Source organism: Enterobacter sp. CPE_E890 (assembly GCF_046521475.1).
GTDB classification, from domain to species: Bacteria; Pseudomonadota; Gammaproteobacteria; order Enterobacterales; family Enterobacteriaceae; genus Enterobacter; species Enterobacter adelaidei.
Genome location: NZ_JBKFZW010000001.1, coordinates 1,251,871 through 1,267,147 on the forward strand (window position 1 = coordinate 1,251,871; position 15,277 = coordinate 1,267,147).

16 protein-coding genes and 1 pseudogene are annotated in these 15,277 nt (G+C 53.8%); 9 read left to right on the plus strand and 8 right to left on the minus strand.

Going from position 1 to position 15,277, the window contains the following annotated elements; translation table 11 throughout:
• Window positions 1–30 precede the first annotated feature (30 nt).
• Complete coding sequence (locus ACLHV9_RS06215; protein WP_407220288.1) at window positions 31–921, plus strand: oxidoreductase; 891 nt, start codon at window positions 31–33, stop codon at window positions 919–921.
• 98 nt (window positions 922–1,019) lie between these two features.
• Here ACLHV9_RS06215 and catA read toward each other — a convergent pair whose 3' ends face one another.
• Together catA and ACLHV9_RS06225 are read right to left on the minus strand one after the other, a co-directional pair.
• Entirely contained in the window at window positions 1,020–1,679 is a 660-nt protein-coding gene (gene catA, locus ACLHV9_RS06220) for a type A chloramphenicol O-acetyltransferase (protein WP_049007426.1), read from the minus strand.
• 234 nt (window positions 1,680–1,913) lie between these two features.
• Window positions 1,914–2,096: a hypothetical protein gene (locus tag ACLHV9_RS06225; RefSeq protein ID WP_256125027.1), complete on the minus strand. Its 183-nt coding sequence runs from the start codon at window positions 2,094–2,096 to the stop codon at window positions 1,914–1,916.
• Between the two features lie 202 nt (window positions 2,097–2,298).
• Here ACLHV9_RS06225 and ACLHV9_RS06230 point away from each other — a divergent pair, with 202 nt between their 5' ends.
• From ACLHV9_RS06230 to ACLHV9_RS06245, 4 genes are all read left to right on the plus strand, one after another.
• Window positions 2,299–2,736: a DcrB-related protein gene (locus ACLHV9_RS06230; RefSeq protein WP_108090653.1), complete on the plus strand. Its 438-nt coding sequence runs from the start codon at window positions 2,299–2,301 to the stop codon at window positions 2,734–2,736.
• A gap of 17 nt (window positions 2,737–2,753) precedes the next feature.
• Window positions 2,754–6,965 carry an RHS repeat-associated core domain-containing protein gene (locus ACLHV9_RS06235; RefSeq protein WP_407220289.1) on the plus strand — a complete coding sequence of 1,404 codons (4,212 nt, stop codon included), beginning with the start codon at window positions 2,754–2,756 and terminating at the stop codon, window positions 6,963–6,965.
• The gene (locus tag ACLHV9_RS06240; protein ID WP_108090651.1) at window positions 6,958–7,290 is read left to right on the plus strand and encodes a hypothetical protein; all 333 of its coding nucleotides are present in this window, start codon (window positions 6,958–6,960) and stop codon (window positions 7,288–7,290) included. Before ACLHV9_RS06235 ends, ACLHV9_RS06240 begins: the two co-directional genes overlap by 8 nt.
• A gap of 225 nt (window positions 7,291–7,515) precedes the next feature.
• Window positions 7,516–7,902, plus strand: coding sequence for a hypothetical protein (locus tag ACLHV9_RS06245; RefSeq protein ID WP_108090650.1), 387 nt, complete (start codon window positions 7,516–7,518; stop codon window positions 7,900–7,902).
• A gap of 242 nt (window positions 7,903–8,144) precedes the next feature.
• Here ACLHV9_RS06245 and ACLHV9_RS06250 read toward each other — a convergent pair.
• A pseudogene (locus tag ACLHV9_RS06250) lies at window positions 8,145–8,317 on the minus strand (cytoplasmic protein); the annotation flags it as partial.
• Between the two features lie 348 nt (window positions 8,318–8,665).
• On the opposite strand from ACLHV9_RS06250, the gene ACLHV9_RS06255 reads away from it, so the two are divergent.
• A complete protein-coding gene (locus ACLHV9_RS06255; protein ID WP_028017579.1) occupies window positions 8,666–9,109 on the plus strand; it encodes a hypothetical protein in 444 nt (147 codons plus the stop codon).
• 229 nt (window positions 9,110–9,338) lie between these two features.
• Here ACLHV9_RS06255 and ACLHV9_RS06260 read toward each other — a convergent pair whose 3' ends face one another.
• Together ACLHV9_RS06260 and ACLHV9_RS06265 are read right to left on the minus strand one after the other, a co-directional pair.
• Window positions 9,339–9,794: a hypothetical protein gene (locus ACLHV9_RS06260; protein WP_108090649.1), complete on the minus strand. Its 456-nt coding sequence runs from the start codon at window positions 9,792–9,794 to the stop codon at window positions 9,339–9,341.
• 423 nt (window positions 9,795–10,217) lie between these two features.
• Window positions 10,218–11,102 (minus strand): LysR family transcriptional regulator, encoded by an 885-nt coding sequence (locus ACLHV9_RS06265; protein WP_108090648.1) that lies wholly within the window; start codon window positions 11,100–11,102, stop codon window positions 10,218–10,220.
• Between the two features lie 120 nt (window positions 11,103–11,222).
• Here ACLHV9_RS06265 and gstA point away from each other — a divergent pair, with 120 nt between their 5' ends.
• Window positions 11,223–11,828 carry a glutathione transferase GstA gene (gene gstA / locus ACLHV9_RS06270; RefSeq protein ID WP_407220290.1) on the plus strand — a complete coding sequence of 202 codons (606 nt, stop codon included), beginning with the start codon at window positions 11,223–11,225 and terminating at the stop codon, window positions 11,826–11,828.
• 81 nt (window positions 11,829–11,909) lie between these two features.
• On the opposite strand, the gene ACLHV9_RS06275 is transcribed toward gstA, so the two are convergent.
• Together ACLHV9_RS06275 and ACLHV9_RS06280 are read right to left on the minus strand one after the other, a co-directional pair.
• Window positions 11,910–12,185, minus strand: a complete 276-nt coding sequence (locus ACLHV9_RS06275; RefSeq protein ID WP_407220291.1) for a hypothetical protein — start codon at window positions 12,183–12,185, stop codon at window positions 11,910–11,912.
• A 38-nt stretch (window positions 12,186–12,223) separates the two neighbouring features.
• Complete coding sequence (locus ACLHV9_RS06280) at window positions 12,224–12,814, minus strand: hypothetical protein (protein ID WP_028019538.1); 591 nt, start codon at window positions 12,812–12,814, stop codon at window positions 12,224–12,226.
• A gap of 205 nt (window positions 12,815–13,019) precedes the next feature.
• Here ACLHV9_RS06280 and ACLHV9_RS06285 point away from each other — a divergent pair, with 205 nt between their 5' ends.
• Entirely contained in the window at window positions 13,020–13,838 is an 819-nt protein-coding gene (locus ACLHV9_RS06285) for an AraC family transcriptional regulator (protein ID WP_164989094.1), read from the plus strand.
• Between the two features lie 75 nt (window positions 13,839–13,913).
• Window positions 13,914–14,276 carry a cupin domain-containing protein gene (locus ACLHV9_RS06290; RefSeq protein WP_028019536.1) on the plus strand — a complete coding sequence of 121 codons (363 nt, stop codon included), beginning with the start codon at window positions 13,914–13,916 and terminating at the stop codon, window positions 14,274–14,276.
• A gap of 72 nt (window positions 14,277–14,348) precedes the next feature.
• Here ACLHV9_RS06290 and ACLHV9_RS06295 read toward each other — a convergent pair whose 3' ends face one another.
• The gene (locus ACLHV9_RS06295; RefSeq protein ID WP_108090644.1) at window positions 14,349–15,230 is read right to left on the minus strand and encodes a LysR family transcriptional regulator; all 882 of its coding nucleotides are present in this window, start codon (window positions 15,228–15,230) and stop codon (window positions 14,349–14,351) included.
• Window positions 15,231–15,277 lie beyond the last annotated feature (47 nt).

Genomic DNA, 15,277 nt, shown 5'->3' on the forward strand with positions numbered 1-15,277 from the left:
TTAGCAGGCTTAGCAAAAGGGGAGTGACTCATGTCTGACTATCCAACCATTGCGCTGATTGGACCCGGTGCTATTGGGACCACCATTGCCGCAGTGCTGCATGACGCTGGCCGCACGCCGCTGTTGTGCGGACGCACCGCGCACCCGGAATTACGTTTGCGTCACGATGAGGGGGAAACGGTGGTGCCCGGTCCGGTATTAACGGATCCGAGTATCATCACGCGCCCCGTTGATCTCGTTTTTGTGGCGGTAAAAACGACGCAAAATGCCGACAGCGCCGGATGGCTGCGCGTGCTGTGTGACGAAAACACCGTGGTCTGCGCCCTGCAAAATGGCGTTGAGCAAAAAGCCCAGCTTGCTCCGTGGGTCAACGGCGCAACGGTACTGCCGTCGGTGGTCTGGTTCCCGGCGCAGCGTGAGCCGGATGCCTCAGTATGGCTGCGCGCCAAACCGCGTCTGACATTGCCGGATGTCCCGCAGGCACAACGAGTGGTCGATGCCCTGCGCGGCACACGCTGTGCGGTTGAACTGTCGGCAGATTTCTCCAGTGTGGCATGGCGCAAACTGCTGCAAAATGCGGTGGCTGGCCTGATGGTGCTGGCCAATCGTCGCGCCGGGATGTTCTCTCGCGAGGATATCAGCGAGCTGGCGCTTGCGTATTTGTGTGAAGGGCTGGCCGTCGCTCGTGCCGAGGGGGCAAACCTGGACGATGAGGTGGCACAAGAGATCCTGACAAACTTCCAGCGTGCACCTGCCGATTTAGGCACATCGATCCTCGCAGATCGTCAGGCCAACCGGCCGCTGGAGTGGGATATTCGTAACGGTGTTATTCAACGTTATGGTCGCGCGCACGGTATCCCGGTTCCCATTAGCGACGTGGTAGTGCCACTGCTGGCGGCAGGGAGTGAAGGCCCGGGATAAAGGAGAAAGCGGTCTTCGAGAAAGGGGATCACTGGCATCCATTGCGGGACATTCAGAATCGATCGTTGATGTCTGATTAATATGCCCCCTATTTCCTTCTATTGATGTGGCAAGTCATTACAGAGTTCTTGTAATTCATTGAACAGTCTTGCCACATGGAAACCGTCGCATACGGAATGGTGTACCTGAACGGCGAGAGGTAACAGTACTTTCCCATCTTGTTCGTAATATTTTGCGAGAGTGAACATCGGAGCAAAAAAGTTCTGCATATTAGCAACGTTGACATTAAAACTGGTAAAACTCACCCAGGGAATAGCCGAGACGAAAAATATATTTTCCCGAGACTCTTCCTTAGGCCAATATGCAAGGTTATTACCATAGCGTGCTACGTCTTCTGAATAAGTATTCTGGAAGTGTTGAATATTGCCATCGTAATGGCTCCACATTGACGAAAAGGTCTCTGTTTCATTATGGAAAATAGTATAGTTGGGATGAATTTCATTCCAAATGACAAGCTCATTGTGCTTTATGGCCATACGAAACTCCGTATGTCGGTTGACAATTTTAGCAAGGAGGAAAATCATCGTAGGGTAGAATTTCCAGCCAACCTCTTTTATATGTTTCAGCAGCGCGGTAATGTCTATCAGAACCGTTTGGTTAAATGTACTTTGAGCAAATCCCTGAAATACCTCAAAATGCTCTTTTCTTGCCCAACGCGATAAATCAACGGGTGTATATTCTGGAATTATTTTTTTCATTTTTTATCCTTTTGCTGGCAAGCCGACAGGTTCCGAACTGTGCTGGTCGAGAACGCACTGGTGAGAGTAGCGCATCCTTATACGGGAAGAAAGGAGATGTCAGAGCATATCCGCTCTGCTGCCCGGCGAAACTGGCGCCTGATATGCACTGGCATCCGGCACGTTTTCCAAACCGAAATCTGCCCGCCAGAATTGTCCTCTTAAGCCATAGCTGAGCTCTGATGCCGAGCTTTTCTACAGGGTAAAGCTGTGCAAGCCAAAATCACCGGCTGCCTGAGCCTGCTGATTGCGCAGGATTTTTAGTGGAATTTTCCTTAATGCCATTAAGCGCCGAATCACGGCATCTTGCTGGATATCAAAACTGGCAATTAACGGCAGAATAGCGTCAGGGCGGGTAACGAATCCTGGATTCAGCATCTCTTTTCCTTGTCACCCCTTGAGCACAGCCAGAGTAACAGATGGCTTACCACAGGTAATTACCAGGAAAATAGAGTTGTATTTGCGGTGAAGCCAGAAATGACCTTCGGTCAGCAGAGAGATCGGCGGACCAGCATCTTTTCAGCCTTAAACACATATGCGAAACTTACCGCTTCTGAAAAAATGTGGTGGGACCCGCTCAATGTCAGAACCATCTTCGCAGTGCCTTTTCAGTGAAGGACTGATCAACTTTCCTGATGGCTATCAGGATCGTACCGTAAACGTATTCGCGCCGCCCGCGGCGGATGCACCAGCGTTTAATATCTCCCGCGATGCCCTCAACCCCGGCGAAACGCTTGCCGCGTATATCGATCGCCAGCTCGCCCTGATGGAAAAACACATCAAAGGCTGGAAGCAGGGTGAGCGTAGCGACGCGACGCTTGGCGACAGCCTTTTGCAGGGTGAAATTGTCCATGCCAGCTACCTGCGCGACGGGAAACGCGTCTGGCAGCAGCAGGCCGTGTTTACTGTCGACAGCCATAAAATTCTGGTGTTCACCATGACCTGCACGCGCGTGCTGGACGATGCCGACAGCGCGCTGTTTGGCGAACTTCTCAGGAGCTTCCGCTTCCACCAGTAACTTCAGGGATCGTTGTTATGTTTGAAGCAGCACGCGTTGGTGATGATATCGGCCACTCCGGTGCGCTGGCCGGGATGATTGCCGGAACGATTGTCGGTGGTCTGATTGCCGCCGCCGGGGGGATTCTGGCGGGGGCCATGTTTATTGCCGGACTTGGCGCATCCTGTCTTGGTGTGGGCGTTCTGCTCGTCGGCGCCAGCCTGGCCGTGGGGTATTACACCGGGGAGCTGGCGACCGCCGCCCGGGACAGCATCGCAGACGCCGGGGCATCCAGTATGACGAAGAAAGGCGTCATCACCTCCGGCTCGCCCAATGTGTTTATCAACGGTAAACCTGCCGCCATGGCCACGGACAGCGCGGTGAAGTGCTCTGACGACGGCTCGCAGCAGATGGCCGAAGGCTCCTCGCGGGTCTCTATTAACGGTCTGCCTGCGGCCCGCATCGGGGATCGAACCACCTGCGACGCGAAGGTGATGACCGGTTCGGACAACGTCATCATCGGCGGCGATCCGCAGCAAACCCTGCCCATTCAGTCTGAAGTCCCGGAGTGGCTCTACAAAGTCTCCGATCTTACCCTGCTGTTCGCCGGGCTTATCGGCGGCTGGGGCGGTGCGGCCGGCAAAGTCGGGGCGCTGTCTAAGCTGCTGGGCAAAATCCCTGGCATTAATAAGCTGGCCCGTATCGCCTGCCGCGCCGGCACGCTGATGACCGGCGTGGCGGCGGCGGGGATCATTGCCCGCCCGGTGGATATCGTCAGCGGACAGAAGTTTCTCAGCGGGGATGATGAGCTGGATTTCGTCCTGCCTTCCCGTCTGCCGGTGCGCTGGCAGCGCTACTGGCGCAGCGGCAACCCCGGCGACAGCGTACTGGGCCGCGGCTGGAGCCTGTTCTGGGAAAGCCGCCTTGAACCTTATCAGGACGGCCTGGTGTGGCGCGCACCGTCTGGCGATTACGTCGCCTTCCCGAAGGTCCCGAAAGGGCTGCGCACCTACTGCGAAAGCGAAAAAAGCTGGCTTGAACATCACTCTGACGACAGCTGGTCGGTGTATGACGTCAGCGGCGAGCGCTGGCATTATGCGCCGCTGCAGGATGATGCTCCGTCGCTGCTCCAGCGCCTCTCTGAGCCCTGCGGCAACGATATTCTCTTCGAGTGGAATGCGGATAATACCCTGCATGCCCTGACCGACAGCGCGGGTCAGCGCGTGGTCTGCCGCTACGACCGTGACAGACTCGCCAGCGCCTGGCTGGATGACGAGATCTGCCTGGTCAGTTACGCTTATGATGAACAGCGCCGGCTGGTCTGTGTGACCGGCCGGGGCGGTAGCGTGCGCCGACGCTTCCGCTGGCAGGACGGGCTGATGAGCGCCCACGAGGACGCCAACGGCCTGCTGAGTGAATACCGCTGGCGCGAAATTGACGGCCTGCCTCGCGTGGTCGGCTTCCGCCATAGCGGCGGTGAACAGCTGACGTTCGAATATGATTTTGATAACGGCATCCGTCGGGTCATCCGCGATGACGGCGCGCAGGCGCACTGGCTGGTGGATGACGACGACAACGTTGCGCGCTTCACTGATTACGATGGTCGCCAGACGACGTTTGTCTACCGCGACGGCGAGCTCTGCGACGTCATTCTGCCCGGCGGTGCGATGCGCTGCAGCTCGTGGGACAAATATGGCCGTATGACCAGCGAGACGGACCCGGCGGGCCGCCACACGGAGTATCACTGGCATCGCCTGACTGACCGCATCACCCGCACGGTGTATCCGAACGGCACCTCATCGCAGTCAATGTACGACCTTCGCGGTCGCCTGCTGTCGGAAACGGATCCGGCCGGTAGCACCACCGCGTATCGCTATCCCGATGAGGAAGAAAGCCTGCCGGAAGGCATCACCGACGCCATCGGCGGTGTGGTGCGCCTTGTCTGGAATCACCAGGGGCTGCTGACGCAGCGCACCGACTGCTCCGGCAGCGTGACCCGCTTCACCTACGACCGCTTCGGGCAGCTGATTGCCAGCGAGGATGCAGAAGGGAATACCACGCGGCGGGAGTGGAGCCGTGCCGGGTTGCTGAGCGCCGTGATCCATCCGGACGGCAGCCGCGAGTCGCTGGTGTGGAACGAACGCGGCCAGCTCACGGGCTGGCGCGACCCGCTGGAAAGCGAGGTGAACTGGGCCTATAACGCGCTCGGCCTCCCGGTCAGCCTTACCGACCTTATTGGCCGCGTGCGCCAGTGGCGCTATGACCCGCGCGGTAACCTGCTGCGACTCGAGAACGGCAACGGGGGGGAATACCGCTTCACCTACGACGCCGTGGGCCGACCGCTCAGCGAAACGCGCCCGGACGAGACCGTGCGCCATATGGAATGGGACGCGCGAGGGTTCCTCTGCGCGCTCGAAGAAAACGGACGGCCTGCCGCCGATGGCGGTATCGCTCGTCGCGTCCAGCAGTTCAGCTATGACGACAGCGGGCTGCTGATCGGACGCACTCAGCGCCACGCGGAGTACCGCTACTTCCGCGACCTGAGCGGTCAAATCACCCGTATCCGCCGTACGCCGACAGCTGAGGGCGTTGCCCTGGGTATCGAAAGCGATGAGATCGTTTACCGCCACGATACCGCCGGGCGCGTGCTGAGCGAATCCGGCATTAACGGCGCGGTCGGTTACGAATGGGATGCCCTGAGCAACCTGACCGGCCTGACGCTGCCCGGCGAGCAAAAGCTGGCCTGGCTGCACTACGGCTCCGGCCACGTCAGCGCTATCCGCTTCGGACAGCAGCTGGTGACCGAATTCACCCGCGACCGCCTGCACCGTGAAGTTCGCCGCACTCAGGGCGCGCGCGAGCAGCTCCGCCAGTATGACAGCCTCGGCAGACGCACCCTGCAGCGCAGCGAACTGAGCACGAACGTGACCCTGCCGGAGCAGACGCTACTGGAACGCCAGTATCGCTACACCGCGCGCGGTGAGCTTTCCGGCGTCAGCGACACGCTGCGCGGTGAAGTGGATTACGGCTACGACGCCGAAGGGCGTCTGCTGAAGCACTACGAGGCTCGACAGGGGCACAGCCGCGCGCAGTTCAGCTATGATGCCGCGGATAACCTCGCTGCCAGTGACGACGCGGTACCGGTGACGGATAACCGCCTGCAGCACTGGCAGGCGCTGTTTATGAAATACGACCACTGGGGCAACCTGGTCAGCCGCCGCAACGGGCTGTATGAACAGCATTATGCGTATGACGCCGAGAACCGTCTGGTGTCCGCCCGGGGAACCGGGCCGGAAGGGCGGTTTGAGGCGCGCTATCACTATGACGCGCTGGGTCGCCGCACGCGCAAAATCGTCACCACCGCGCATGGCACCACCGACACCCGCTTCCTGTGGCAGGGCTACCGCCTGCTGCAGGAGCAGCAGAACGCCGGGCTGTGCAGCACCTATATTTACGACCCGAATGAAGCCTGGAGCCCGCTGGCGCGGGTGGATCACCTTCGTGACCAGAGCAGCGGTGAGATTTACTGGTTCAACACCGACCTGAACGGCGCGCCGCTGGAAGTGACCGACGAGCATGGCACGGTGCGCTGGAGCGGCCAGTACGGCAGCTTTGGCGAGGTACGCCATCAGAGCGAAGGGTTCTCACGGCTTGTGAATCGCACGGCGATGGCTCACCAGCCGCTTCGCTATGCCGGGCAGTACGCTGACGGTGAGACGGGACTGCACTATAACCTGTTCCGCTACTACGACCCGCAGGTCGGGCGGTTTATTGTGCAGGATCCGATTGGGTTGAATGGCGGATGGAACCTTTATCAGTATGCGCCGAATCCGCTATCTTGGATCGATCCGTGGGGTTTAAGCGGAGAAGATGTATTTATCCATTATACGGATAAGGCTGGCTTAGATCGCATCATGAATTCCGGAGTTATTGAACCTAACTCAAAAGGTAAGGTTTATGTTACTGATATCTTAATGTCACCTCAGGATGCAATGAGAGATATTTTCATTAACGATCCATTACATACAGGACGTGGTGACTATTCAATTATATTCAAAGCTGATAATTCCCAAATGGGTAACATTATCCAGAGTTCCGAATTAGAATACATTCATTCAGGTCGGTTAAAATTAGGTGAGGTACTTCATGCAGGCAAAAACCCTTATGATATTGTATCCCATTTATCTTATGAGCAACGACTGAAGATGAATCAGGAGCAAATAAAGTCTAGAGGAGGTAGGTGTGGCTGATAACCAAGAAAAATATTTGACTTTAAGTCAAAGTGAAGTAGTCGCCTTGAAAAAAGCGATAATGTATTTAAAATTTTCTTGTGAGGAAACCGAATCTGTAATGTACGCAGGTAGTCCTCTGATTAACTCTATTTTTTCTAAACTAATAGAGATTGATGATTTAGGACAGCAATCTATTGATTTTTATGATAAAGCTCATGCTGAGAACGAAAGGTTTGTTTTGGCTAAATTAGATAAATTAGAACTTGAAAATGGTCGAGAATTTCAAAGTGAAGTGAAGGAAAGTTCTTTTAGGGAATGCCTTTTTCCGTTCTCAAGAAAGTAACTTCTGTATTGTAAATGGTCGGTTGGGAAATAATCCTTACCGACTCTTTTTTTATTCTCTGATGGTTAATGCTCCATTAGAGTCAAAAGTTACTGCACTTCGTTATGTCTTTCCCGCATTGAGGTTCTATAAATCAATTCGAAAAATATCACGGGGTTAAGTAGGAGTCTCTTGAAACTAAGAAAACAGCCAACTCATTTAATCCAAAATGAAATAGGGGTGGTAATGTCACTTGAACTGGATTTTTATGTAGATGATGAAGGTGTTTCAGTCGATTTAGTATTATCGGTATTTGGTCCTTCTCTCGTCCAATGCATAAACCCTGAATCTGATTCGGTCGATGAAAAAATGAAAAAAGACATCGATTTTCTTATTAAGAAACAGAAAGATTTTTTCGAGAAAATCGCAACTGAAACCCAGGTATATAGCAAGCGTATATATGGTGCGGATGCAAAAGACTTGATTTTGCTGAAAGTTTACCTTTCCCCAGATGAGGACAATGAATTTGGGTTCATGTTCTCGACCGATTTGGATCAGGAACATGGGATTGGCATCAAATTTAAAGGGCTTGAAGTGAAGAAAATTGGTAGTGGCGAAACAGCATTTTTATAAAATTAATTATGTCTATCCGATCGGGTAGACCCATTCCTGTGGCAGGACTACCGCCTGCTGCAGGATGCCGGGCTCTGCTGTACTTATATTTACAACCGAATGAAACCTGGATCTCCCTGACACGAGGTAACATCTTCGTGACTAGAGCAGTGGGGACATTTACTGGTTCTAACAACCTTTTTATCTTGATGATCTTCTCGCTCAGGATATGCATTTAATCGATGCCAGCGGTAAATCAATGACCACCATTTTTCCCGGATTTCATCCGATCCAGGCTGGGAAAGCGCTTTCGCATGTCGTCTGGTGATGGATAGTGTTCCTTTTTTAGTACCCGGTAAAGATCGTCCAGAGCGGGTTCTTGATTAGGAAATTGTCTGGTGGCTGCGTCGAAAGGCGCTCTTGAGACTACGTGCATCCTTGCCCCTTGTTTTCAGACAGGAAACATTATAGGTGATGGTTGGTGGGTTGATAATGTAGAAACATTGATGGAGTGCAGTGTTCATATGCTCGTGATGAAGGCGCTCATTTAATGTTTGCGAACACTTTATGAGGTGACTGTGAAAGAAATGTCCGCTTTGTGCCAGAAGCGGAAGTTGTTAAAACAGCTTGTTTTAATCAGTCGGGAGCTATTCAAGGATTTAATGTTCCCTCATGCTGTTTAACACGTGAACTTACAATTATGTTGTAATGTCCTGAAAGGTTACTATCAATAATGAAGTCCTGTTCATGAATTCAGCTACGTCAACGAGCTTAAAGAGGAAAAATGGATAAGTATGCGGAACGACTTACAGGGTTTATGCGAGCTGTAGGTTGTATGAATGATGCGGCAAACCGTGTATCAGACTATTTTGTAGTTAAACTTGAGAAAAGCGACAGCATGCTGACTTCTTTGGCGATGTACCATTCATCCATTACAAATAAGTTTCCGGCCGCATACTGGCACCCACAACTTAAAGAATGTTCTCAAAAAATAGTTATGGAAACAGTGAAAATATGGTTCTTTGAACATGAGGACATGCAGCTTCTGCCATCCTCATTGAAGCAGAATATCCTCGCAAATTTCATAGATGATCTCAATGAAATGACCGGTAATGCACTGTTCTATAGCCTCATCACTAGCCCACCAGTGTGGTATGGCTCCCTGCATGAAGAGTTTGTCATCGAATCACAATATGGCAGATACCTCATTCATTTCAGTTGTCACTGACTTCTTTGTCACAATCCAACGTCAGCAAAGCTTTCCTGCACAACCTTTACTTCGGTTAGCGAAATCGGCTGAAGGCTTGGCTCGCTGGAGAAATGAAAAAAAACCATAAATAATTCATTGTTAATGTCCGCTCCTCGCTCTTAACGGACATTCAACAGACAGCCTTGTACTTTGCATAAGGCCGGAATTCTGCTTTACCCAGCAGAACCCCGGCCTCCCATCACCCGCCTCAATGCGCCGTTATATAAGGCTCCTTCACAAACTCCGCCAGCAGCCAGACCATATCATGCAGCAGTCCGGTGAGTTCTTTCGCCACGCTTGTAGGCAGTGTCCCGCCCATCACCGCCAGCGTTAACGCCACGGCATAGTCCACTTGCAGCGTCGTCTCCTGCCAGCAGTCCGGCACGCAGGAGGTAATCTTTTCCCCTGCGATCAATTGTTCAACCAGATACGAAGGCAGTTCGGCATCGCAGCACTCACGCAGCCGCTTCAGCACAGCCAGCAATCGCTTGCAGAGCGTGGCAAACGTCACCGCGTCGTCAGTTTCCACCAGCACGCTCACATAAGCGGTGCAGGCGTCGGCCAACTCGAAGAGATCCGCAGAATCGGAAAGTTGCAGGTGGATAAGGTGATAAACAGCGCTTTCCTCAGAAAGTGCGTAAGTCAGGGTAGGGATAGTTGTCATGTAGTATTCCTTTTCAAAAAAAATCCAGACCACCACATAAGTTCCTACGCTCATGGGTGGTAGCGCTGACGGAGGTAGGAATGCCGCACATGACAAAACGGCCAACCTTTCGGTTGCTCCGCCAGCGCGACCGTATTTTAACGGGATGAGCGCTGTCGCGACAAAAATAATTGCCGAGTCATGTTAAACGGGTTCCTACGCCCGGTTACGGATGTGCCGCAACGCAGGCACTTTACGGCGGCGAAAAAAGGAAGGGAAGGGATGCCCATGAATTACATAAGGTTGCTTGCAGGTTTGCGAGGCGGCTTCAAGAAGGGCATTGCCGGGTGGCGTCTACGCCTTACCTGGCCTACAAAACCAAACACCAAACCTCCCCGCGACACGAACCGTAGGCCCGCGCAAGCGCAGCGCCGCCGTTACTCCTTACGCAGACCTTTTCATTTTGAGCAACACTTCCAATAACGTCTGAGTTGCTCGGGAGGATTTGCTCGCCGCCGAACAAACCACCCCAAACTCACGGTACAGCGAAGGCGTCACGGGCACGACGCACAAACCGCGTAATTCAACCGGCAGGGCGGATTCTGGTATAAGCGCGACGCCCATGCCTTCGCGTACCAGCAGGCAGGCGCTGATCCAGTCGCGGACGGTCACGCGTACGTCAGACAGCCGCAAGCCTGCCTGTTCCATCAGGCTTTTTCCATTAACGGCACAACCGCCTGTAGCGAGTACAAAAGGCTGGTCTGCCAGTTCCTCAAGCGTGATGCCCCGCGAACGCGCATAGCGAGCCTGACGGTGACTGGCTGGCAGCACCGCGACCCACGCATCTTGTCCCAGGAGCGCTTCAGCACGCCCGGGAACAGGGTTCATTACCACGCCCAGATCAACCGTATCTGCCGCCAGCCACTCTTCGACTTCCTGGTCCGTCCCTTCCAGTACGACCACCTCGATTTCAGGATGCAGGCGCTTAAAATCGCGCAGTAGTCCGGGCAAAAATGTGGATGTCACCGAAGGAAAACTGGCAAGACGAATGCGACCGCCATTCAGCCCCCGGCTCTTATCCGCCAGTAGGCGGATGGCGTCCAGCCGTGCCAGCATACTTCTAGCCTCTTTAACAACCCGCTCGCCCAGGGCCGTCACGCCGATGTGGTGTCGCTCACGCGTGAATATCGCAAATCCTAATGAGGCCTCTAACTGAGCGATCGCCTGGCTGGCACCCGACTGCGTCATGCCTACCTCTTCGGCGGCACGTGAAATATTACTGGCATCGGCCACCGCAACCAGTAAGCGCCAGTGCAAAAGATTCATCATAGGTATCAGTAGCTCAGCTAATGGCTAATTTATGAATCATTAATTTTACAGCGAGATCGGTTTTAAGCACAGTGAATGCAAACCGAATCGTCACCACTCAACAGCTTTAACGGAGAGATTATGAAACTCTATTACGCCCCGGACACCTGTTCACTCTCACCCCATATCGTGCTTCGCGAACTGGCGATTGAGTTTGAACTGATTAAAGTGGACAACAGGAGCAAGCTTACCGCTGACGGGCGCGACTTCCTGACCATTAACCCTAAAGGGTACGTCGCTGCGCTTGAACTGGATGACGGGAAAATCCTGACCGAGGGGCCAGCCATTTTGCAGTACCTGGCAGACCTCAAGCCAGAAAGTGGGCTGGCACCGCGAGCAGACAGCTGGGAGCGAGTGCGGCTTCAGGAATGGCTAAACTTTATCACCAGCGAAATACACGCGGGATCGACATCTCTTTTCAACCGCGAGCTGCCCGAAGAGGCCAAATCGATTTTTCGTGAGAAGCTGTTCAGGCGGTTCGATTTTCTTCAGGAAACGCTCTCCACTAGCGCTTATCTGATGGGATCGGCATTCAGCGTGGCAGATGCCTATCTTTTCACCGTGCTGGAATGGTGCACATTCTTCTCAATTGAACTCAACGACTGGCCCGCGCTACTGGCGTACAGGGAAAAAATCAGTGCCCGGCCCGCTGTGCAGGCCGCATTGCGTGCGGAGGAGAAAGTCTAGGTCTGCGTATTCCGCCGCAGGTATTAATGCCTGAAGCAGGAGGCAAGTGAGGATGTGGAGTCAGGATGGGTTAGCATACTGTCACTCTGCATCTGATTGCATGGCGCTTTTCACGGCATCCTGCTTCCCGGGATTGCATTGCTGTTTTGTTCCTGGAAGATAAAATTTTCCCGACGCGTCCGGATCTGTTCCGCCTGGACAACCCGCACGGCCCGGAGCTGAGACGGTGCCATCCGAACCGTTTCCTCCATCCGAACCATTTCCTCCATCCCCACCATCCCCACCATTACCGCCACCAGCTGCATTTACAGCAAATGCGCCGAATATGAGCAAAAATGTAATAACTCGTATAGTCATCAAAACCTCCAGTGCTCAGGGCATTTCACAGAAATCCCTCACTTCTGATTTTCAACATGCAACCTGACAGCCTCCAGCGTCCTTCTACGGATCCAGCCGCTCCCTGCCCGTATTGCCAGCCAGTAGGCCGCCATTTTGAGTTGAGTACGTTTGTCCGGACAATAGACGAAGGTCTCAGTACAGAGTTCATGTTGACCTGGCGCCAGTTCCGCTACCTGGTAGCGCAGCAACAGTTTTGCGCTGCCCGGCCCGGCGGGTGCCTGAAAAGCAATCGCATCGGGCGCGTTTTCCAGACCGAAATCTGTCCGCCAGAATTGCCCTCTTAAGCCAAAGCAGAGCTCGGATGCTGAGCTGTGCAACAGCGTAAAACTGTGCAGCCCAAAGTTGCCCGTCGAGTTAGTCTGCTGATTGTGCAGAAATTTCTGCGGTAATTGCCGCAAAGACATCAGCCGCCGAATGACGGGGTCTTGCTGGACGTCAAAGCTTGCAATCAACGGCAGAATATTTTCAGGGTTGGAAGTATGAATGACCGCTCGATGTTTCTCATGGAACTGAAACTGGGGTAAAAAAGCAGGGACATCCCGCCAGAGAGCAAGCGCTTTGCGGGTAACGAATCCGGGGTTCAGCATTTCACGTCCTTGTCATCCTTTGCACTCTGTCAGAGTAACAGATGGCATGCGGCAAACAATTACCAGGAAAACGTAGTTCCGGAGCGTATATCAATAAAACAGCAAAGTCCTGGATCCGACCCCGCGTTGCCTGCAACAACTTTCCAAACTGCACCCGATGCGTTTATGGTGTTGTTTCACCCTCACAGGGCATCAGGTGTCATATATGTCGAATGCAAAAGCTAACAAAGACTGGGTCAGACTGGCGCAACAACCCGGAAAAATAGAGCGCATAGAGGCGTATTTCAGCGGGCATGGCTATGAGCCGCATCGTCACGACACTTATGCCATAGGCCGGACCTTATCCGGGGTGCAGAGTTTTCACTATCGGGGAAGTAAACAACATAGCCTGCCGGGCGGGACAATGGTCCTGCACCCTGACGAAATACATGACGGAGAGGCGGGAACGAACGACGGATTCCAGTATCGGATGTTGTATATCGATCCGGCGTTAATTCAAAAAATCCTGGGCGGAAAACCTTTGCCGTTTATTCCCGGCGGAATTTCATCCGATCCCCGGCTTTTTGCAGCGACCGAACCGCTGTTAAAAGCGCCGGAAGAATCTTTCGATACGCTGGAAGAAGACGATGCGCTCTACGATCTCGCCCACACGCTCGCCGTCGTGGGAGGACAACGTTTTCGCCGGAATCGGGTGGATTATCAATCCGCAGAACGCGCGCGCGAATATATACACACTGAATTCATTCACAATATTACGCTGGATACTTTATCCGCCGTCAGTGGCAGAGATCGCTGGAGCCTCAGCCGGGATTTTCGTGCGCTTTATGGAACGAGTCCTTATCGCTATGTGACCATGCGTCGACTTGTATACTGTCGACGCCTGATTCAGGCGGGCCTGTCGCTTGCTGAGGCTGCCGCTGCAGCGGGGTTTTCAGATCAAAGTCACATGACTCGTCAGTTCATCAAAACGTTGGGTATGTCGCCGGGGCGCTGGCAAAAATTCATTAAAGGTCATCCTGCCTGATTTGCACGATCGTTCAAGACCGGCACGCCGGCCTTATTCTATCCTGGATGCTTCTCAACCATAGGAAGTGTCGCAATGTATAGTCCTGTTAATTTAGACAATAAATTCTCTCTCTTCGACGCGCACTGGCAGCCGAAAGTCATCGCTCAGATGAATGACTATCAGTTTAAAATCGTCAAAATATCGGGTGATTTTATATGGCACGCGCACCCTGAAACCGATGAGGCATTCATCGTGGTCGAGGGCGTGTTACGTATTGATTTTCTTGACGGACATGTGCTCGTCAATCCAGGGGAAATGTACGTTGTGCCAAAAGGCGTTGAACATAAAACGTCTGCTGAAACGACGGTAAAAATGATGATGATAGAACCGTGTGGGGTCCTGAATACCGGACACGAAGGTGGGGAGCGCACCGCAGAGAACGACGTCTGGATTTGACGACGGAGGCTATGTTGCCGGGTGGCGGCTGCGCCTTACCCGGCCTACAAAAGCCACCAACCAAACCGGCTGCTACCCCTCACTCATCATCGCCAGAAACCGCTTCACCGTTCGCGAGCGTTCAAAGCGTCGCCAGCAGAGCGCGATATCGGTGTAAAGCGCCGGTGATCTCAGTACGTGGTAGGTAACATTCGGCGGAGAAATGGCCGCCATGGATTTCGGTACCAGCGCGAAGCCGCCGCCGGCGGAAACCATGCTCAGAGAGGACGAAAGCTGTGATGACTGCAGCGCGTGCTGCACGTCGATCCCGGCCCGTTCGCAGCAGCCGTAAACCCGGTCGTACAGGCCGGGCGCGACCTCCTGCGGGAACAGCACCACTGGCGTATCCCGGAGTTGATCCAGCGCCAGATCGCCGCACGCCGCCAGCGAATGGTCGCGATGCAGCGCCACCACCATCGGCTCCCGGTCGAGGATTTTTAACTCGAATGCCTTGCTGCTCTCGCACGGCAGACGCACGAAGGCGATATCCAGCTCACCCTCCGCCAGCATCGTCGTCAGCGAAGACATATTAGCTTCCACCTGGTGAACCTGTACCGCCATGTTCTGCACCTGATACTGACGGATCAGCGCGAAAATTTTGGGATGAAAAGCGTCGGAGCTGGTGATGCCAATCGACAGATTACCGTTCAGCCCGCGCGCGATTCCGCGGGCCTTTTCCAGCGCGGCGTCGCTCAGCGCCAGGATCTTGCAGGCATCCTCATAGAACGCTTCCCCCGCTTCGGTCAGCTCCACGCCCCTCGTCAGGCGTCTGAAAAGCGGCGTGCCCACTTCCTCTTCGAGCCGTTTGATCTGCTGACTCAGAGGAGGCTGAGAAATACCCAGCGCTTTGGCCGCTTTGGTGAAGTGTCGCTCGCGAGCAACCGCGACGAAATACCGCAGATAACGAAGTTCCATATCTAAAACGTCTCAAACCAGCATGGATTCTATATTGGAACTCTCTG

Coding starts and splice junctions, on each gene's coding strand:
- ACLHV9_RS06230 (WP_108090653.1), top strand. CDS start 2,299: ATGTCAGAACCATCTTCGCAGTGCCTTTTCAGTGAAGGACTGATCAAC.
- ACLHV9_RS06235 (WP_407220289.1), top strand. CDS start 2,754: ATGTTTGAAGCAGCACGCGTTGGTGATGATATCGGCCACTCCGGTGCG.
- ACLHV9_RS06290 (WP_028019536.1), top strand. CDS start 13,914: ATGTATAGTCCTGTTAATTTAGACAATAAATTCTCTCTCTTCGACGCG.
- ACLHV9_RS06245 (WP_108090650.1), top strand. CDS start 7,516: ATGTCACTTGAACTGGATTTTTATGTAGATGATGAAGGTGTTTCAGTC.
- ACLHV9_RS06275 (WP_407220291.1), bottom strand. CDS start 12,185: ATGACTATACGAGTTATTACATTTTTGCTCATATTCGGCGCATTTGCT.
- catA (WP_049007426.1), bottom strand. CDS start 1,679: ATGAAAAAAATAATTCCAGAATATACACCCGTTGATTTATCGCGTTGG.
- ACLHV9_RS06260 (WP_108090649.1), bottom strand. CDS start 9,794: ATGACAACTATCCCTACCCTGACTTACGCACTTTCTGAGGAAAGCGCT.
- ACLHV9_RS06280 (WP_028019538.1), bottom strand. CDS start 12,814: ATGCTGAACCCCGGATTCGTTACCCGCAAAGCGCTTGCTCTCTGGCGG.
- gstA (WP_407220290.1), top strand. CDS start 11,223: ATGAAACTCTATTACGCCCCGGACACCTGTTCACTCTCACCCCATATC.
- ACLHV9_RS06215 (WP_407220288.1), top strand. CDS start 31: ATGTCTGACTATCCAACCATTGCGCTGATTGGACCCGGTGCTATTGGG.
- ACLHV9_RS06265 (WP_108090648.1), bottom strand. CDS start 11,102: ATGATGAATCTTTTGCACTGGCGCTTACTGGTTGCGGTGGCCGATGCC.
- ACLHV9_RS06285 (WP_164989094.1), top strand. CDS start 13,020: ATGTCGAATGCAAAAGCTAACAAAGACTGGGTCAGACTGGCGCAACAA.
- ACLHV9_RS06255 (WP_028017579.1), top strand. CDS start 8,666: ATGGATAAGTATGCGGAACGACTTACAGGGTTTATGCGAGCTGTAGGT.
- ACLHV9_RS06225 (WP_256125027.1), bottom strand. CDS start 2,096: ATGCTGAATCCAGGATTCGTTACCCGCCCTGACGCTATTCTGCCGTTA.
- ACLHV9_RS06295 (WP_108090644.1), bottom strand. CDS start 15,230: ATGGAACTTCGTTATCTGCGGTATTTCGTCGCGGTTGCTCGCGAGCGA.